This window comes from Ferrimonas sp. YIN67 (genome assembly GCF_057219095.1).
In genome coordinates this window covers 1-15,011 of record NZ_JBXVVJ010000013.1, presented here as the reverse complement: position 1 = coordinate 15,011, position 15,011 = coordinate 1, and the positions used below count along the sequence as shown (strand labels likewise).

Annotated in this window: 14 protein-coding genes and 4 tRNA genes; 2 read left to right on the top strand and 16 right to left on the bottom strand. The window is 54.4% G+C overall.

Features of this window, described 5'->3' with window-relative positions:
- Positions 1-10 precede the first annotated feature (10 nt).
- From rplL to AC2D8U_RS19815, 11 genes are all read right to left on the bottom strand, one after another.
- Entirely contained in the window at positions 11-376 is a 366-nt protein-coding gene (gene rplL, locus AC2D8U_RS19865) for a 50S ribosomal protein L7/L12 (protein ID WP_484620825.1), read from the bottom strand.
- A gap of 48 nt (positions 377-424) precedes the next feature.
- A complete protein-coding gene (rplJ, locus tag AC2D8U_RS19860) occupies positions 425-928 on the bottom strand; it encodes a 50S ribosomal protein L10 (RefSeq protein ID WP_484620824.1) in 504 nt (167 codons plus the stop codon).
- 266 nt (positions 929-1,194) lie between these two features.
- Positions 1,195-1,896, bottom strand: coding sequence for a 50S ribosomal protein L1 (gene rplA, locus AC2D8U_RS19855; protein ID WP_484620823.1), 702 nt, complete (start codon positions 1,894-1,896; stop codon positions 1,195-1,197).
- 4 nt (positions 1,897-1,900) lie between these two features.
- Positions 1,901-2,329, bottom strand: coding sequence for a 50S ribosomal protein L11 (rplK, locus tag AC2D8U_RS19850; RefSeq protein WP_484620822.1), 429 nt, complete (start codon positions 2,327-2,329; stop codon positions 1,901-1,903).
- Between the two features lie 118 nt (positions 2,330-2,447).
- Positions 2,448-2,993, bottom strand: a complete 546-nt coding sequence (gene nusG, locus AC2D8U_RS19845) for a transcription termination/antitermination protein NusG (RefSeq protein WP_484620821.1) — start codon at positions 2,991-2,993, stop codon at positions 2,448-2,450.
- A 5-nt stretch (positions 2,994-2,998) separates the two neighbouring features.
- A complete protein-coding gene (secE, locus tag AC2D8U_RS19840) occupies positions 2,999-3,370 on the bottom strand; it encodes a preprotein translocase subunit SecE (protein ID WP_484620820.1) in 372 nt (123 codons plus the stop codon).
- Between the two features lie 224 nt (positions 3,371-3,594).
- Positions 3,595-4,779, bottom strand: a complete 1,185-nt coding sequence (tuf, locus tag AC2D8U_RS19835) for an elongation factor Tu (protein WP_484620819.1) — start codon at positions 4,777-4,779, stop codon at positions 3,595-3,597.
- 100 nt (positions 4,780-4,879) lie between these two features.
- Positions 4,880-4,955: transfer RNA gene (locus AC2D8U_RS19830), tRNA-Thr, on the bottom strand.
- 10 nt (positions 4,956-4,965) lie between these two features.
- A tRNA-Gly gene (locus AC2D8U_RS19825) sits at positions 4,966-5,040 on the bottom strand.
- Positions 5,041-5,070: 30 nt separating this feature from the next.
- Positions 5,071-5,155 (bottom strand) — tRNA-Tyr (locus tag AC2D8U_RS19820).
- Positions 5,156-5,162: 7 nt separating this feature from the next.
- Positions 5,163-5,238 (bottom strand) — tRNA-Thr (locus tag AC2D8U_RS19815).
- Between the two features lie 219 nt (positions 5,239-5,457).
- Here AC2D8U_RS19815 and coaA point away from each other — a divergent pair.
- Positions 5,458-6,405 (top strand): type I pantothenate kinase, encoded by a 948-nt coding sequence (coaA, locus tag AC2D8U_RS19810; RefSeq protein ID WP_484620818.1) that lies wholly within the window; start codon positions 5,458-5,460, stop codon positions 6,403-6,405.
- On the opposite strand, the gene birA is transcribed toward coaA, so the two are convergent.
- The 5 genes from birA to AC2D8U_RS19785 all read right to left on the bottom strand — a co-directional run bounded on the left by birA (position 6,402) and on the right by AC2D8U_RS19785 (position 11,624).
- Entirely contained in the window at positions 6,402-7,364 is a 963-nt protein-coding gene (gene birA / locus AC2D8U_RS19805; RefSeq protein ID WP_484620817.1) for a bifunctional biotin--[acetyl-CoA-carboxylase] ligase/biotin operon repressor BirA, read from the bottom strand. The genes coaA and birA overlap by 4 nt on opposite strands.
- 3 nt (positions 7,365-7,367) lie before the next feature.
- Positions 7,368-8,402, bottom strand: a complete 1,035-nt coding sequence (gene murB, locus AC2D8U_RS19800; RefSeq protein ID WP_484620816.1) for a UDP-N-acetylmuramate dehydrogenase — start codon at positions 8,400-8,402, stop codon at positions 7,368-7,370.
- A gap of 236 nt (positions 8,403-8,638) precedes the next feature.
- A complete protein-coding gene (locus tag AC2D8U_RS19795; protein ID WP_484620815.1) occupies positions 8,639-10,156 on the bottom strand; it encodes a tripartite tricarboxylate transporter permease in 1,518 nt (505 codons plus the stop codon).
- Positions 10,157-10,188: 32 nt separating this feature from the next.
- Positions 10,189-10,662: a tripartite tricarboxylate transporter TctB family protein gene (locus AC2D8U_RS19790; RefSeq protein WP_484620814.1), complete on the bottom strand. Its 474-nt coding sequence runs from the start codon at positions 10,660-10,662 to the stop codon at positions 10,189-10,191.
- Positions 10,659-11,624 carry a tripartite tricarboxylate transporter substrate binding protein gene (locus AC2D8U_RS19785; RefSeq protein ID WP_484620813.1) on the bottom strand — a complete coding sequence of 322 codons (966 nt, stop codon included), beginning with the start codon at positions 11,622-11,624 and terminating at the stop codon, positions 10,659-10,661. The genes AC2D8U_RS19790 and AC2D8U_RS19785 overlap by 4 nt, the downstream gene beginning before the upstream one ends.
- A gap of 248 nt (positions 11,625-11,872) precedes the next feature.
- Here AC2D8U_RS19785 and AC2D8U_RS19780 point away from each other — a divergent pair, with 248 nt between their 5' ends.
- Complete coding sequence (locus AC2D8U_RS19780; RefSeq protein WP_484620812.1) at positions 11,873-14,167, top strand: DUF3604 domain-containing protein; 2,295 nt, start codon at positions 11,873-11,875, stop codon at positions 14,165-14,167.
- Positions 14,168-15,011: the final 844 nt, after the last annotated feature.

The window sequence follows — 15,011 nt, the reverse complement described above, 5'->3', positions numbered from 1 at the left end:
ATAGGATAGCTTACTTAAGCTCAACTTTACAGCCGGCTTCTTCCAGTTGCTTCTGCAGACCTTCAGCTTCGTCTTTAGCAACGGCTTCTTTAACAGCAACCGGAGCAGACTCAACCATAGCCTTGGCTTCTTTCAGGCCCAGGCCGGTAGCGCCACGTACTGCTTTAATAGCAGCAACTTTGTTGGCGCCGATGTCGGTCAGAACTACGTCGAACTCAGTCTTCTCTTCAACAGCAGCAGCTTCGCCGCCACCAGCTACAACAGCAGCAGCAGCAGATACGCCGAACTTTTCTTCCATAGCTTCGATCAGTTCAACAACGTCCATTACGGACATTTCAGCTACGGCTTCGATGATTTGGTCTTTGGTGATAGACATTACTAACAATCCTAATAATTACTGTAAAAGTTTAAGCAGCGAGCCGAATTAGGCAGCTTGCTCTTCTTTTTGGTCTTTCAGAGCAGCCAGAGTACGTACCAGCTTGCCAGCAGATGCTTCCTTCATGGTCATCATCAGCTGTGCAATTGCTTCGTCGTAAGTCGGCAGCTTCGCCAGACGGTCAATTTGCTCGGCAGGGATCAGCTCCCCTTCGTATGCCAGTGCTTTGACTTCGAACGCTTGCTCAGTTTTGGCAAAGTCTTTGAACAGACGAGCCGCAGCACCTGGGTGCTCCTGAGAGAAGGCGATCAGAGTCGGACCTGTAAATGCGTCGTTCAAGCACTCAAAAGCAGTGCCTTCAACCGCACGCTTGGCCAGGGTGTTACGCACAACGCGCATAACAACACCAGCTTCACGGGCAGATTTACGCAGAGAGGTCATGCTGCTCACAGTTACGCCGCGAGAATCGGCTACAACTGCGGACAGAGCACCTTTGGCAGCTTCGTTGACTTCAGCAACAATTGCTTTCTTGCCTTCGAGATTCAGTGCCATTGGGCTTTCACTCCTGGATTCCACCTAGGCTTTCGCCTAGAAACTAAAGACCCCTTGCGGGGAGCGAACACGGTGGGGAGGTTCCAGAAGAACAGAATTCTTCTTTAGGTCCAACACCGTCTACGTAGGCACTTATTAAGGATCCTCGGTTCGAAACCTGGGTTCCACCTACGGTCTCGGACGAAAGCCCAACCCTCAAAGAGGACTCAGGCTTCGACCTATAGGGCGCAAAATTATACAGATAACCTCGCGCCCTGTAAATGCTATTAAGCTTGGGTTTCCAGGCTAGCCTGGTCAACCGCAACACCAGCACCCATGGTGGTAGAGATAGCTACTTTCTTGATGAAAGTACCTTTGGCGGAAGCAGGCTTAGCCTTCTTCAGCGCTACCAGCAGAGATTCCAGGTTTTCTTTCAGCTTGTTGCCGTCGAAATCAACCTTACCGATGGTGGTGTGGATGATGCCGTTCTTGTCGTTACGGTAGCGAACCTGACCGGCTTTAGCGTTTTTAACCGCTTCAGCAACGTTCGGGGTAACAGTACCAGTCTTAGGGTTAGGCATCAGGCCACGTGGACCCAGGATCTGACCCAGCTGACCCACAACACGCATCGCATCCGGGGAAGCGATCACAACGTCGAAGTTCATCTCACCAGCTTTAACCTGTGCAGCCAGCTCGTCCATACCTACCAGATCAGCACCGGCTTCTTTGGCAGCGTCGGCGTTGGCACCTTGGGTGAAGACAGCAACGCGTACGTCACGACCGGTACCGTGTGGCAGTACAGTTGCACCGCGTACGTTCTGGTCGGATTTACGAGCGTCGATGCCCAGGTTAACGGCAACGTCAACAGACTCAACGAATTTGGCAGTGGCCAGCTCTTTCAGCAGGGCAACAGCTTCGTTGATCTCGTACTCGCGAGTCGCATCAACTTTTTCGCGGATAACGCGCATGCGCTTAGAAATTTTAGCCATCGTCTTATCCCTCTACTACCAGGCCCATGGAGCGGGCAGTACCGGCAATGGAGCGAGCCATAGCATCGATATCAGCACCAGTCATGTCTGCAGCTTTGGTCTCAGCGATTTCGTTCAGCTGAGCCTGAGTTACAGTACCTACTTTCTCGGTGTTCGGACGACCGGAACCGGACTTGATACCAGCAGCCTTCTTCAGCAGAACGGCAGCAGGTGGAGTCTTGGTTACGAACGTGAAAGAACGATCCGCGTATACAGTGATCACAACAGGGATCGGCAGACCTTTCTCTACCTTGTCTGTACGGGCGTTAAACGCCTTACAGAATTCCATGATGTTTACACCGTGCTGACCCAGAGCTGGACCAACTGGTGGAGACGGGTTAGCAGCACCAGCCGCTACTTGCAGCTTGATATAAGCTGTGACTTTCTTAGCCATGGTAAATTACCTCGTTTGGGTTCAAACGTCTGGATTAACCAGACTCCCCGTGAAAAAGGGGCGGCGAATTATATACAAATCCGCCACCACTCGACAAACCTTTTTGGCGATCTTTTGATCAGGACTTTTCAACCTGACCAAAATCCAGTTCCACCGGGGTGGAACGACCGAAGATCATCACCGAGACCTTGACACGACTCTTATCGTAATCAACCTCTTCAACGGTACCGTTGAAGTCGGCAAAAGGCCCATCCGTTACACGAACCACTTCACCCGGCTCATACAGAGTGCGGTGACTTGGAGACTCAGCAGTCTCTTCCAGGCGATTCAGGATAGCGTTCGCTTCCTTTTCGGAGATTGGGGCAGGACGATCAGAAGTTCCGCCAATAAAGCCCATCACGCGTGGAGTATTGCGAACCAGGTGCCAAGACTCATCATTCATGATCATCTGCACCAGGACATAACCTGGGAAGAACTTACGCTCGCTCTTGCGACGCTGGCCGGCACGCATTTCCACCACCTCTTCGGTGGGGACCAGTACTTCACCGAAGTACTTTTCCATCTCGTGCATTTTGATGTGCTCTTTCAGGGTTTTGGACACACGGGACTCAAAACCAGAGAAGGCCTGCACGACATACCAACGCATTTTCGGTTGTTCGGACATTGAAGTTATACCCCAGTGATCAGGTTAACGATCCACACCAGTCCCATATCCAGCAGCCAGATGGCGAAAGCCACCAGCGCGGTTACGGCAAGTACGATCATAGTGGTTTGCATGGTCTCTTGGCGAGTCGGCCATACCACCTTGCGAACTTCCAGACGGGACTCTTGGGCGAAGGCCCACGCAGCTTTCCCTTTTTCGGTGGAAGCGGCGATAAACAGCGCACCGGCAATGGCCAGGACCACGCCCAGGGCACGATACAGTACGGAGACCGTATCAAAGTATTGGTTGCCAACCACGGCAGCCGCAAGAATGATTGCGACCAGGCCCCACTTGAGGGTATCCATGGAGCTGCCTTGGTTTTCAGTATTGGTGCTCATTACTACAATCCCGTATTCGAGTCTGTGCTCATAAGGCGACAAGTCGCCCACTGTCTGATCCACGCCGGCAGCAAAAAAGGGACCGCCCTGTCACAGGACCGCCGACCGGCAAAAAAGTAGCCCTAGATTTTATGCATTCCGACCAGTGCTGACAAGCAAGATGAACACTTGTGCAGCAAAAAGGGCGCCTAAAGGCGCCCTTTCAGTGATATTGCGTCAGTAGATCACTCTACGATGGTCGCAACAACACCAGCACCTACGGTACGGCCACCCTCACGGATAGCGAAACGCAGGCCTTCTTCCATCGCGATAGGTGCGATCAGGGTAACTTCCATCTGGATGTTATCGCCTGGCATTACCATCTCAACACCTTCTGGCAGCTCGATGGTGCCGGTGATGTCGGTAGTACGGAAGTAGAACTGAGGACGGTAGCCTTTGAAGAACGGGGTGTGACGACCACCTTCTTCTTTGGACAGTACGTAAACCTCAGAGGTGAACTTGGTGTGCGGGTTGATAGAACCCGGAGCAGCCAGAACCTGACCACGCTCTACTTCTTCACGCTTGGTACCACGCAGCAAAACACCACAGTTCTCACCAGCACGGCCTTCGTCCAGCAGCTTGCGGAACATCTCTACACCGGTACAGGTAGTCTTCTGGGTCTCTTTGATACCCACAATCTCTACTTCGTCACCCACGCGAACGATACCACGCTCTACACGACCGGTAACTACGGTACCACGGCCCTGGATGGAGAATACGTCTTCGATTGGCAGGATGAACGCACCGTCGATGGCACGCTCTGGCTCTGGGATGTAGGTATCCAGAGCTTCAGCCAGTTCCAGGATCTTCTTCTCCCACTCGGCATCGCCTTCCAGAGCTTTCAGGGCAGAACCCTGGATCACTGGAGTGTCGTCGCCTGGGAAGTCGTACTCGGACAGCAGCTCACGAACTTCCATCTCTACCAGCTCGAGCAGCTCTTCATCATCAACCATGTCGCACTTGTTCAGGAACACGATGATGTAAGGTACGCCAACCTGACGGGACAGCAGGATGTGCTCACGGGTCTGTGGCATTGGGCCATCAGTCGCCGCACAAACCAGGATCGCGCCGTCCATCTGGGCAGCACCGGTGATCATGTTTTTAACGTAATCAGCGTGACCTGGGCAATCTACGTGAGCGTAGTGACGGATCTCAGTGTCGTACTCAACGTGAGAAGCAGCGATGGTGATACCACGCTCGCGCTCTTCAGGAGCATTATCGATCTGATCGAACGCTTTGGCTTCACCACCCATGTGCTTAGCCAGCACGTTGGTGATCGCAGCGGTCAGAGTGGTTTTACCGTGGTCAACGTGGCCAATGGTACCAACGTTAACGTGCGGTTTCGTACGTTCAAACTTTTCTTTAGACATGATGTGCCTCGGTCAAAACTTAAAGTGGATAATTCACTTTGGCTTCTTGGTTACTCGGGAATGAGTATAACAGGATAGATGTGACGTGACGCGAGAGAGATGGTGCTAATACCCAGAGTCGAACTGGGGACCTCACCCTTACCAAGGGTGCGCTCTACCAACTGAGCTATATCAGCACTTTAAGATTGGAGCGGGCAGCGGGAATCGAACCCGCATCTCTAGCTTGGAAGGCTAGGGTAATAGCCATTATACGATGCCCGCATTTCCCGTAGCGCACGCCAGGGAAAAATATGGTGGAGGGAGATGGATTCGAACCATCGAAGGCAGTGCCGACAGATTTACAATCTGTTCCCTTTGGCCACTCGGGAACCCCTCCAGAAATTTGGTGCCGCCACCAAGAGTCGAACTCGGGACCTACTGATTACAAGTCAGTTGCTCTACCAACTGAGCTATAGCGGCACGGCATCTTTAAGATGCGGAGCGCATAATAAGAAAACCGTAGGGGTAGCGCAATAGGGAAATGAAAAAATCCGCCAAATCCCCTACCGTATGGGCAGCTTTTAACCAACCATCATGTCGCCAGCCTCCGGTGAGCCGTTCGAAAACACTCAGGCATGTAAGCGGCTGTACCTTTTTCCGTACGAATTGTATAGTCCCGCTCGCAGCCTAGGAGAGATAATGGTTTCACATTCAGTAGACAAAGATCACGCTTATCAATGTTTCAGCCGCCCTCAATGGGCCGGACTGCGTGATGCCGTACCTCTGCCACTGAGTGAAAGTGAGCTTGTCCGTCTGCGTGGGATAAATGAACATATTTCACTGGAGGAGGTAGAAACCATCTATCTACCCCTGTCCCGCCTGCTCAACCTTTATGTCCACGCCAAACAGCGCAGGGGAGATGTCCTGGAACAATTCCTAGGGCGCAAACCCTCATTGGGACCCTACATCATCAGCGTCGCCGGCTCGGTAGCCGTGGGCAAAAGCACCACTGCCCGTATTCTTCAGGCATTGCTGCAACGTTGGCCCGAGCACCCACAGGTTGAACTGGTCACCACTGATGGTTTTCTTTATCCACTTGATGAGTTGAAGAAACGTGACCTAATGGCACGCAAAGGCTTCCCTGAAAGCTATGATATTCGCCTGCTACTCGACTTTGTACGTAAAGTGAAGTCAGGTGAAATGGCAGAAGCCCCAATCTATTCACACCTCAGCTATGATCGGATCGCAAACGCCAGTCAGAAGATCCACCAACCCGACATTCTGATCCTCGAAGGGCTCAATGTCCTGCAGTCCGGGATCGACTATCCACACTGGCCACAGCGCCCCTTTGTTTCCGACTTCGTTGACTTCTCCATCTATGTTGATGCAGATGAAACGCTGCTCAAGCAGTGGTATGTAGATCGCTTTCTGAGCTTCCGCGACGGCTCCTTCCGCGACCCCAACTCCTATTTCCACCACTATGCTAAGCTGACCAGCTCAGAAGCAAGCAAGACTGCCCGTAAGATCTGGGACGAGATCAACGGACCCAACCTGCGTAACAATGTCGAACCCACAAGGGAGCGTGCCGATCTGATCCTGACCAAAGGTCAGCAGCATAGGATCGAGCAGATCCGGCTACGTGGCTAGGATGGCGTAATCCGGCGCAAGCTCAATTCGCCCCCACCAAAAGCTTTAAGTTGGCCATCAGGCAGAGCAATCAGTACGTTCCCCTGCTCATCGATGCCCCTAGCCACCCCAAGCACTTCACGATTGCCCATCAGTAACTTAACCTGAGTATCAGCAAAACAGTCTCGCTTTCGCCATGCTTCCAGGAAGGGAGTCAAACCTGCTCGCTCAAAGGTCTCCATCCCCTGATCAAGACAGTCCAGCACTCTGTGCGCCAGGGTGGTGCGATCCACCGGGCCCAGTTCACTTTGTAGATCGGCCCAGGGTTGATCGATCAACTTCGCCTGCTCCGGCGGCATCGCGACATTGATGCCACAGCCGATCACCAATTCACAAGGCTCACCGATCTGGGCATTCATCTCGATCAGGATCCCACCGAGTTTTCGTCCGTTGAGATAGAGATCATTGGGCCACTTCAGTTCCACATTGGCCACCCCAAGCGCCTCAATCGCCTCCGCCAACATCACCCCGACGGCCAGGCTCAATCCACCAATGGCACTCATCCCCTGATCCAGGCGCCAAAAATAAGAAAGGTATAGATGGCTTGCCAAGGGCGAAACCCAAGTGCGACCTCGGCGACCCCGTCCAGCAGTCTGCATCTCGGCCAGACAGGCTTCGCCACTGACGGCACAATCTCGCCGGCTCATTAGAAACGCATTGGTCGAATCAAGCTGCCAAAACAGATGAAGGGGGACCTCGCGAGACTGTAACCTCATGGGCTCGAGTAAACTCAGGGGCTCGGATAAACGATACCCTTTACCTTTCACGCGAAAGATCTCGAGTCCCAGATCCGACAATGCCTCCATCTGGCTGTGTATAGCCGCTCGGCTTACTCCCATCGCCAGTGCCAATGAAGACCCCGAATGGAAGCGCCCATCAGACAGTTGAGTAATTAGTTTTTGACGAATTTCAGTAAACATAGGCTACCAGCACAAACGACCATGGCGGTCGATGATCTGTACTTCTGGCTCTAGCACTAGCCCATAGTGGTGCTCAACCACTTCCACCACCATCCTGGCCAAAGCGACGACATCCTCGGCCGTAGCCTGTCCTCGATTGATCAGGACCAAAGCTTGATCCTGATGAACGGCGGCACCGCCAGATTGCATCCCCTTAAGGCCAGCCTTATCAATCAGCCAGCCTGCGGGCACTTTGACCCACCCTTCTCGGTCCGGATAGCCTGGGAGTTCGGGGTGCGCCTGCTGTAATGTTTTAAACCGATCGACGGGCACCACGGGGTTTTTGAAAAAGCTGCCAGCATTCCCCATCACGTTAGGATCCGGTAACTTGCTTTGTCTCACCTTAACGACTTCGTGATACACACAGTCAGCAGTGAGGGAGGCTTTCTCCTGCAAGGCTTTAAGCGGGCCATAACCCAACTTTGGTTGCCATTCATTGGGTAGGGCCAAGCCCACCGCAATCACAATAGCCTTACCTGCCAGCGACTGTTTAAACACAGAGTCACGATAGCCAAAACCACACTCTTGAGCGTCCAGTCGAACCACCTCCAGAGTTTCGCTGTCCAGATAATCGACATAGAGGCAATGATCGGCGAACTCACAACCATAAGCGCCAATATTCTGAATAGGTGCCGCGCCAACCGAACCTGGGATCAACCCCAGATTCTCCAGCCCGGAAACACCCTGTGCCAGACTCCAGCGCACACTCTCGTCCCAGCTCTCCCCTGCCCCGAGGTGCAACAAGGTTTCGCTTTCGCCCCGATGCAGTGTGCGTCCCCGGATCTCATTGCAGATCACCAAACCATCAAAGAGTTCCGTAAAGAGGACATTGCTCCCCCCGCCCAGGATGAAGCGAGGCATTCCGTCGTAGTTGCGATCGCGCAGCACAGAGCGCAGCTCGGCGACGCTCTTTACCGACACCATCGTCTTCGCCTGTGCTGGAACAGCAAAAGTGTGGTGTGGCTGCAGATCACACAAATGTGATGGAGTGAGGGACATTGGGGTGGAGACTCCGGGTGACAAAAAACAAACCCGAATGGTAAGGCAAGCCACCACAAGAAGCGAGGGGGAGCGCAAGGGCTCCCCCAAACTGCTGCGATTTGACTGGATAACCGGACTTTGCTCACAGGGATAAGGAGCTTGATACCAATACACCACAAGGACTTTTATTGCCTGCCCCCTAAGTCAAACCAGGAAGGCTAGTCCCTGCCAACCCTCAGCCCAGAGTCCAGCATTCAACGCACGGAGGCCAGGCCTACATTCGCTTTTTTATACAGCACACAGGCCCGCCATAGGCCCCTTACCAGTACCATCGCCGCAAGCAGCAAGGCAATCATCGCGATCGGGCTGTGCAACACCGAGCCGATATCGCCATTATGCAAACGGATCGCCTGGCGCAAGGACGTTTCAAACAGACTTCCCAGCAGGAAGCCAATAACCAGACAGACTACCGGGATCCCAAGGCGACTCATCACCAGGCCAACCACAGAAAACACCAGCATCACTCCCACATCAAACAGAGACTGGCCCGGCAGGTACACTCCAACCACGCAAAGCATGACCACCGGTGGCAATACCAGAGAGATCTTGGCTTTGGCGATCAGAGCCCATAGGGGGATCCCAAGGCGTCCGATGATCAGGTGCACTCCATTGGCCAGCAGCATGGAAGCAAAGAGCGCGTAGATCAGCTCACCGTGCATGGTCATCATAAAGGGGCCAGGCACCACACCATGGATCATAAAGGCACTGATCAGCAAAGCCGCAGCGATATTGCCAGGGATCCCCAAGGCTATGGTTGGGATCAGGTTCGAGCCCACCACCGCGCTGTTTGCCGCCTCGGTTGCAATGATCCCCTCTGGGGTCCCCTTACCAAACTCGGCCGGGTTCTTGGCGCTTCGCTTTGCCGCGCCGTAACTGAGAAAGGCTGCCAGGGTCACCCCCAGCCCAGGCAGTAAACCGATCGCCGACCCGATCATCGAGGAGCGCCCCAGAGTTCGCCAATGACCAAAGAACTCCCGCAATGAAACTCTGCTATTTCCCTGAGGCTGAGCGCTGAAACGGCGCGCGCGATTTTGGCCCCGAAGGCGCAAGATCTGATCGGCAACCGACGCCAGGGCCAGCGCACCGATGGCAATCGACGCCAGCGGCAGACCATCAAAAAGGTTGATCTGGCCAAAAATCATACGAGGGGTGCTATCGATGGGGTCCAATCCAATGGTAGAGATCAATACCCCCATTGCGATGGCGATAAACCCCTTCAGTGGCCGTTCCCCGGTCAGCCCCGCCAACAGGGTAAAGGAGAGGATCAACACACAGCTGAATTCCAGCGGTCCGAACTGCAACGCAAATATGGCAAAGGGAGCAGCAAGCAGGATCAGCATCAGATCGGAGAAGGTATCCCCAGTCACAGAGGCGTAGAGGGAAAATTTCATGGCGCGCTTAGCCTCCCCCTTCTGGGTCATAGGGTACCCATCCATCGCGGTTGCCGCCGACTCGGGTGTTCCCGGAGTATTGAGCAAAATCGCCGGGATCGCACCGCCGGAGGTGCCCCCTTTATTCACACCAACCAGGAAGGCGATGGCGGTAAGTGGCGTCATATAGTAGGTGAGAGGGACCAACACCGCCAAAGCAGTCACGCTGCCCAGTCCGGGTACCGCCCCAATCACAATGCCAAGGGTCACACCAACGGCGATATAGATGAGATTTTGCAAGGTAAGAGCGGCCTCAAACCCTGCGAGCAGTTGCTCAAACATGAGCCATTAACTCCTATTGTCGTTATTCTGAATTAAGGGAGTTGAACGATGAAGAAGTGCCAGGCCGCCCGCTCAACCAGCAAAGGAAAGATCAGGGAAAGGGCCAGGATCTGCCACCAACACCGCTCCCCGATCAACCACATTGCAACTGCGATCCCGAGGATGCTTGAGACGACAAAACCCACCCCCCATAAACCCAAGAAATAGAGCGCCATTAAGGCGGCCCAGATCAGCCCATGCCGATGCTCAGAGTCTCCCTGGCCCGCTCGAGCCGCAGGAAAGGCTGCCGCGGAAAATGCCTGAGCCAGACTTAACAGCAGCAGAAGGCTCGCCATTACATTGGGGAAAAAGGTCGCGGGCAGATCCAGGTCATTGGCGGAGCCATCCACTTCTGCCGGGATCACCTGCCACAACAGGATGAGCGCAACGACTGCCAGCACAAGGCTGGCGATCACATCGGCGTTCAGGAGTTGAGAGCGCGGCGTAGCAAGCATCTGCCCACTCATTGAATGCTCTCTGCGACAGAGCGAACGACATCAACCGTCCTCTTCACCTCGGCGGTTAAGCCCTCAGAGCCAACAAACTTAACCGGAAACTTCAGGTTATCATTTAGCAGTTTGACCAGATCCCTGTCCCGAAGTGAGGTCTCAATGGCTGACTCCAGGCGCTGAATGATGGCTTTATCAACGCCTTTGGGTACGACCACGACTGTGTGACCCGGAATACTGATCCCATGGGACTCATGGATGGTGCCAATCTCCGGGGAAGCCATCAACGGCTCTTTGTTCAAGGATGCCAACACCTTCAGTTTCCCCGGATAACGGTTATGCATACCGCCTGAATAGGCGAAATCGATCTTACCGGAGAGCAACAGAGGCAGCACCTCTCCCCCTCCCCGAGTGGGGATCGCCGTCCAGTTGAGAGATTCGGCGTCAGCCAGATAATCGATATAGGCACGAGAGAGAGGGTTCTGATCCGCATAGGTCATGCGCTTTTGTCCCTTCGAGTACTCAATTAAACCGGCCAAATCGTCGTAAGGCGCATCGGCACGGGTGACCAGCGCCTGCTGATACTCAGTGATCTGCGCAACATAGGAGAAACTATCCAGATCAAAGGGCACATCTTGCACCAGAGGCGGCCAGAGCAAGGTGCTGGTGGAGGCGAACAGCAGAGTGTAACCATCCGCACTGCCAGTGGCCACTTCCGCAGCCCCCACCGCCCCCCCACCGCCGGGGCGGGTTTTGACAATCACAGGCTTGCCCAATTCTCCCGTCAGGGACTTTGCAAACACCCGTGCCATGGTTTCCGTACTGCCACCGGCCCGATGAGGCACCACCAGGGTAATAGGTTTCTCAGGATAGGCCCCGGCCCAGACAAGCTTTGGTGCGACCATAGTGGAGATCAGCACAAATGATCCCACCACAACCCGCAGCCAGGTTTGCCTGCCTTGGTTTCTTACTTCGCCCATTCGCTCAAGCTCCAATCTGTTATCGACTCTGCCCCTGACCACTTTGCTAGGACCGAATTTGTCATTGTTATTACTTATTGAAGGGCGCTATCTGTGGTCCCCGAGTTCAATAAATGCTGTAATGACCATTCTGCACAAATTCAATAAAAACTACATAAAAAACATATACAAAGCAGCCATTGCTTATGACCTTTTGGGCACATGCAAGCATGGGTGGCAACGTAAAAAACAATAACAAGGAGAGTCATATGTCGAGTAGTGCCATTCCGCGCGAGTTCATGGGAGATGCCGGCCCGTTAGTCCGCCCCGGAGAGGAGAAAGAACTCTATGGCCGCGCGGCAATCACCCCGCATTCACCCGTTGAAGCACGTTCCTTTCAAACCCTGACCGTAACCTACACAGTGGGTAAGCTGGGTCTGGATGACACTGGGGCCATCCGCCTCTTTATGCGTATCGTGTCGGATTGTGGCTCGCCCCAGATGAACGCCCCCAGCCTGGCAAACTACACCACGGCTCACTGCTCCGGTGACGGCAAGATCGCCCTGGAATTTGATGGCAACGCCGGTCAGCGTCCCTGGAACCGTACCCTGACCGCCAGATTAAAAGGGGGTTACCTGAAGTCAGGCGATACCATTACCATCACCCTGGGTGACACCAGCCAGGGATCGCCTGGCATGGAGATGGCTACCTACGTTGAGGAAGCCTTTGAGTTCCGTATCGCCGCCGACATCTGCGCCACCGGGCACTTTGAACCCCTGGATGATCGCCTGGTGATCCCAATCGTTCCCGGGCCAGCACATGACTGGAAGGCGATCCTGCCAACCCTGAGGCGGCCCGAAGAGATTTTCAAACTGGGAGTTAAGGTGGAAGATCTTTGGGGCAACCCCACTGATCAAGCCAGCGCGCAATTGCGCTTTGAACCCAACCTGCCCGTTACTGGCTTGCCGGACACACTGACGTACGAACGGGGGCGGCGCTCAATGATCCTGGAAAACCTACAGGTCGAACATGAGGGCACCCTGTGGATCAAAGTGTTTGCCAACGACCAACTGGTGGCAACCGCCGGACCGCTGCTTATCGAGAAGGGAACCAAGGCCGGCTACTGGGGAGATATGCATGGTCAGACCGGGGAAACCGTCGGATCCTCCACTGCTCGTGCCTACTTTGAATTTGCCCGCGACCTGGCCTTCCTTGATGCAACGGGGCACCAAGGCAACGATTTTCAAATCACCAATGCGTTTTGGGGTCAGCTCAGTGAGCTAAATGCCGAGTTTTACCAACCCGGCGAATTTGTCACCCTGCCAGGTTATGAGTGGTCCGGAAACACGGCGGTTGGTGGTGATCACAACGTCTATTACCGTCATGAAGGGCGCCCTATCTATCGTTCCTCCCACGCCCTGCTGAGCGACCGCTCCAATCTTAAGGATGATGCCAATACTCTCGACGACCTATTCAACGCCCTTGCCCAGGAAGACTGCTTTATCTACGCCCATATCGGCGGTCGTTACGCCAATCTGGCCCTGGCTCATGATCCCAACATCCGCTGCGCCAATGAGATCCACTCCGCATGGGGCACTTTTGAGTGGGTGATGACCGACAGCTTTGAACTAGGCCACCGCAGCGGCGTAGTCGCCAACAGTGACGGCCACAAAGGGCGCCCTGGTGCCAGTTACCCTGGTGCGGGGACTTTCGGAGCTTATGGAGGGCTCACCTGCTTTCTCACCGACCGCCTCGATCGCAATGGGATCTTTGATTCCCTCAAGAAACGTCACCATTACGCTACCACCGGCTCACGCATCCATCTGGAGGTCACGGCGCAATTCCCGGAGGGCAGCCTCTACTACGAGACCGATCCCAATGGCCGTATTCCCGTCACTCCCGAGCCAATTACCCAGGCAATGATGGGCGACATCGTCAGAACCAACAGCGACACACTGGAACTTAAGGTGAAGATCGCCGCTGCTGAGCCCATCGAGAGGCTTGAGATCCGCAACGGCAAAGCACTTCTGGAGACTGTGCGCCCCTATTCCCAAGATGAACTGGGCAATCGGATCCGGGTTATCTGGCAGGGAGCAGAATACCGAGGCCGAGGGCGAAACTCCCTATGGCGCGGTCGGGCACACTTTCAAGGTGCCAAGATCACCCAGTTCCGAACCATCAATCACTGGAACCCCGAACGGCAGTTTCAGCAGGTAGGCTCGGATCAAGTGATATGGGATACCCTGACGACAGGCAACTTTATGGGTTTCGATGTCTGGCTGGACGAGGATATCCATCCAGATCCGGTACTGAAGATCAGCACCAATCGTGGCGATCTGACCCTGGCTTTGGCTGAGATCGGTTATGACGGAGAGGTTCTTGACTGCGGTGGACTGGATCGCAAGCTTTCGGTGATCCGCTTACCGCAGGAGAATCCTCACAAGCAGATCAATATCGAGCGCACCATCAAACTCAATCCTGAAGGGGATAGTCCGATCTGGATCAGCACCATCACCGAAGACGGTTTTCAAGCCTGGTCTAGCCCTATCTACGCCATCCGTTAGAAACGCTTCCCCAAATGCCAGTTTAAACTCGCCACATACATCAAGCCTGAGTCTTTCGTCGGGGACGCCTAGTCTCAGGCTTTCTGCAAATAATGGCGGGCGAGCAGGGACCGAAGCGCAGCTTCGCAGCCCTGCGAGGTGGAGCCATGGATGGCGACAGGGCACCGCCACAGGGACGTGTTGTTAGCAATTTCCGTGCAAGGAGCACATACCACTGCACCGTTCACTCCAACTCAAGTCTCGAAACAACAACGAAAAAAGCCTCATCCGAAGATGAGGCCCTAATCCAGAGAGAGGGAAATAATGGCGGGTGAAGCGGAACCGAAGCACAGCTTCGCAGTTCGCTGAGGTGGAGGCAGGACGCCGACAGGGCACAGTCACAGGGAGGTGTTGCCGTAATATGTCAAGTACGAACCTCTTCAGCGACGCAGGCCCGTAGCGGCTGCCAGGGATGGCAGCCTGAGGGATGACACAGGATGTGTTGTTCGCACCAAAGGCGCACGTACCACTGCACCGTCCACTCATTGAACTTCAAAAATGCAAAAAAGCCTGAGTCTTTCGTCGGGGACGCCTAGTCTCAGGCTTTCTGCAAATAGATGGCGGAGTGGGCGAAAGCGACCGTTGCGCAGCAACGCAGCGCTTGAGCGCGAGGCAGGACGCCGAGCAGAGGGGAGCACCAGGGATGGGTTGATGGTGCCCAGCGCACACGTACCACTGCACCGTCCACTCATTAAACTTCAGAAATGCAAAAAGCCTGAGTCTTTCGACTCAGGCTTTCTGCAAATAGATGGCGGAGTGGACGGGACTCGAACCCGCGACCCCCGGCGTGACAGGCCGGTATTCT

Coding starts and splice junctions, on each gene's coding strand:
- rplL (WP_484620825.1), bottom strand. CDS start 376: ATGTCTATCACCAAAGACCAAATCATCGAAGCCGTAGCTGAAATGTCC.
- rplJ (WP_484620824.1), bottom strand. CDS start 928: ATGGCACTGAATCTCGAAGGCAAGAAAGCAATTGTTGCTGAAGTCAAC.
- rplA (WP_484620823.1), bottom strand. CDS start 1,896: ATGGCTAAAATTTCTAAGCGCATGCGCGTTATCCGCGAAAAAGTTGAT.
- rplK (WP_484620822.1), bottom strand. CDS start 2,329: ATGGCTAAGAAAGTCACAGCTTATATCAAGCTGCAAGTAGCGGCTGGT.
- nusG (WP_484620821.1), bottom strand. CDS start 2,993: ATGTCCGAACAACCGAAAATGCGTTGGTATGTCGTGCAGGCCTTCTCT.
- secE (WP_484620820.1), bottom strand. CDS start 3,370: ATGAGCACCAATACTGAAAACCAAGGCAGCTCCATGGATACCCTCAAG.
- tuf (WP_484620819.1), bottom strand. CDS start 4,779: ATGTCTAAAGAAAAGTTTGAACGTACGAAACCGCACGTTAACGTTGGT.
- coaA (WP_484620818.1), top strand. CDS start 5,458: ATGGTTTCACATTCAGTAGACAAAGATCACGCTTATCAATGTTTCAGC.
- birA (WP_484620817.1), bottom strand. CDS start 7,364: ATGTTTACTGAAATTCGTCAAAAACTAATTACTCAACTGTCTGATGGG.
- murB (WP_484620816.1), bottom strand. CDS start 8,402: ATGTCCCTCACTCCATCACATTTGTGTGATCTGCAGCCACACCACACT.
- AC2D8U_RS19795 (WP_484620815.1), bottom strand. CDS start 10,156: ATGTTTGAGCAACTGCTCGCAGGGTTTGAGGCCGCTCTTACCTTGCAA.
- AC2D8U_RS19790 (WP_484620814.1), bottom strand. CDS start 10,662: ATGAGTGGGCAGATGCTTGCTACGCCGCGCTCTCAACTCCTGAACGCC.
- AC2D8U_RS19785 (WP_484620813.1), bottom strand. CDS start 11,624: ATGGGCGAAGTAAGAAACCAAGGCAGGCAAACCTGGCTGCGGGTTGTG.
- AC2D8U_RS19780 (WP_484620812.1), top strand. CDS start 11,873: ATGTCGAGTAGTGCCATTCCGCGCGAGTTCATGGGAGATGCCGGCCCG.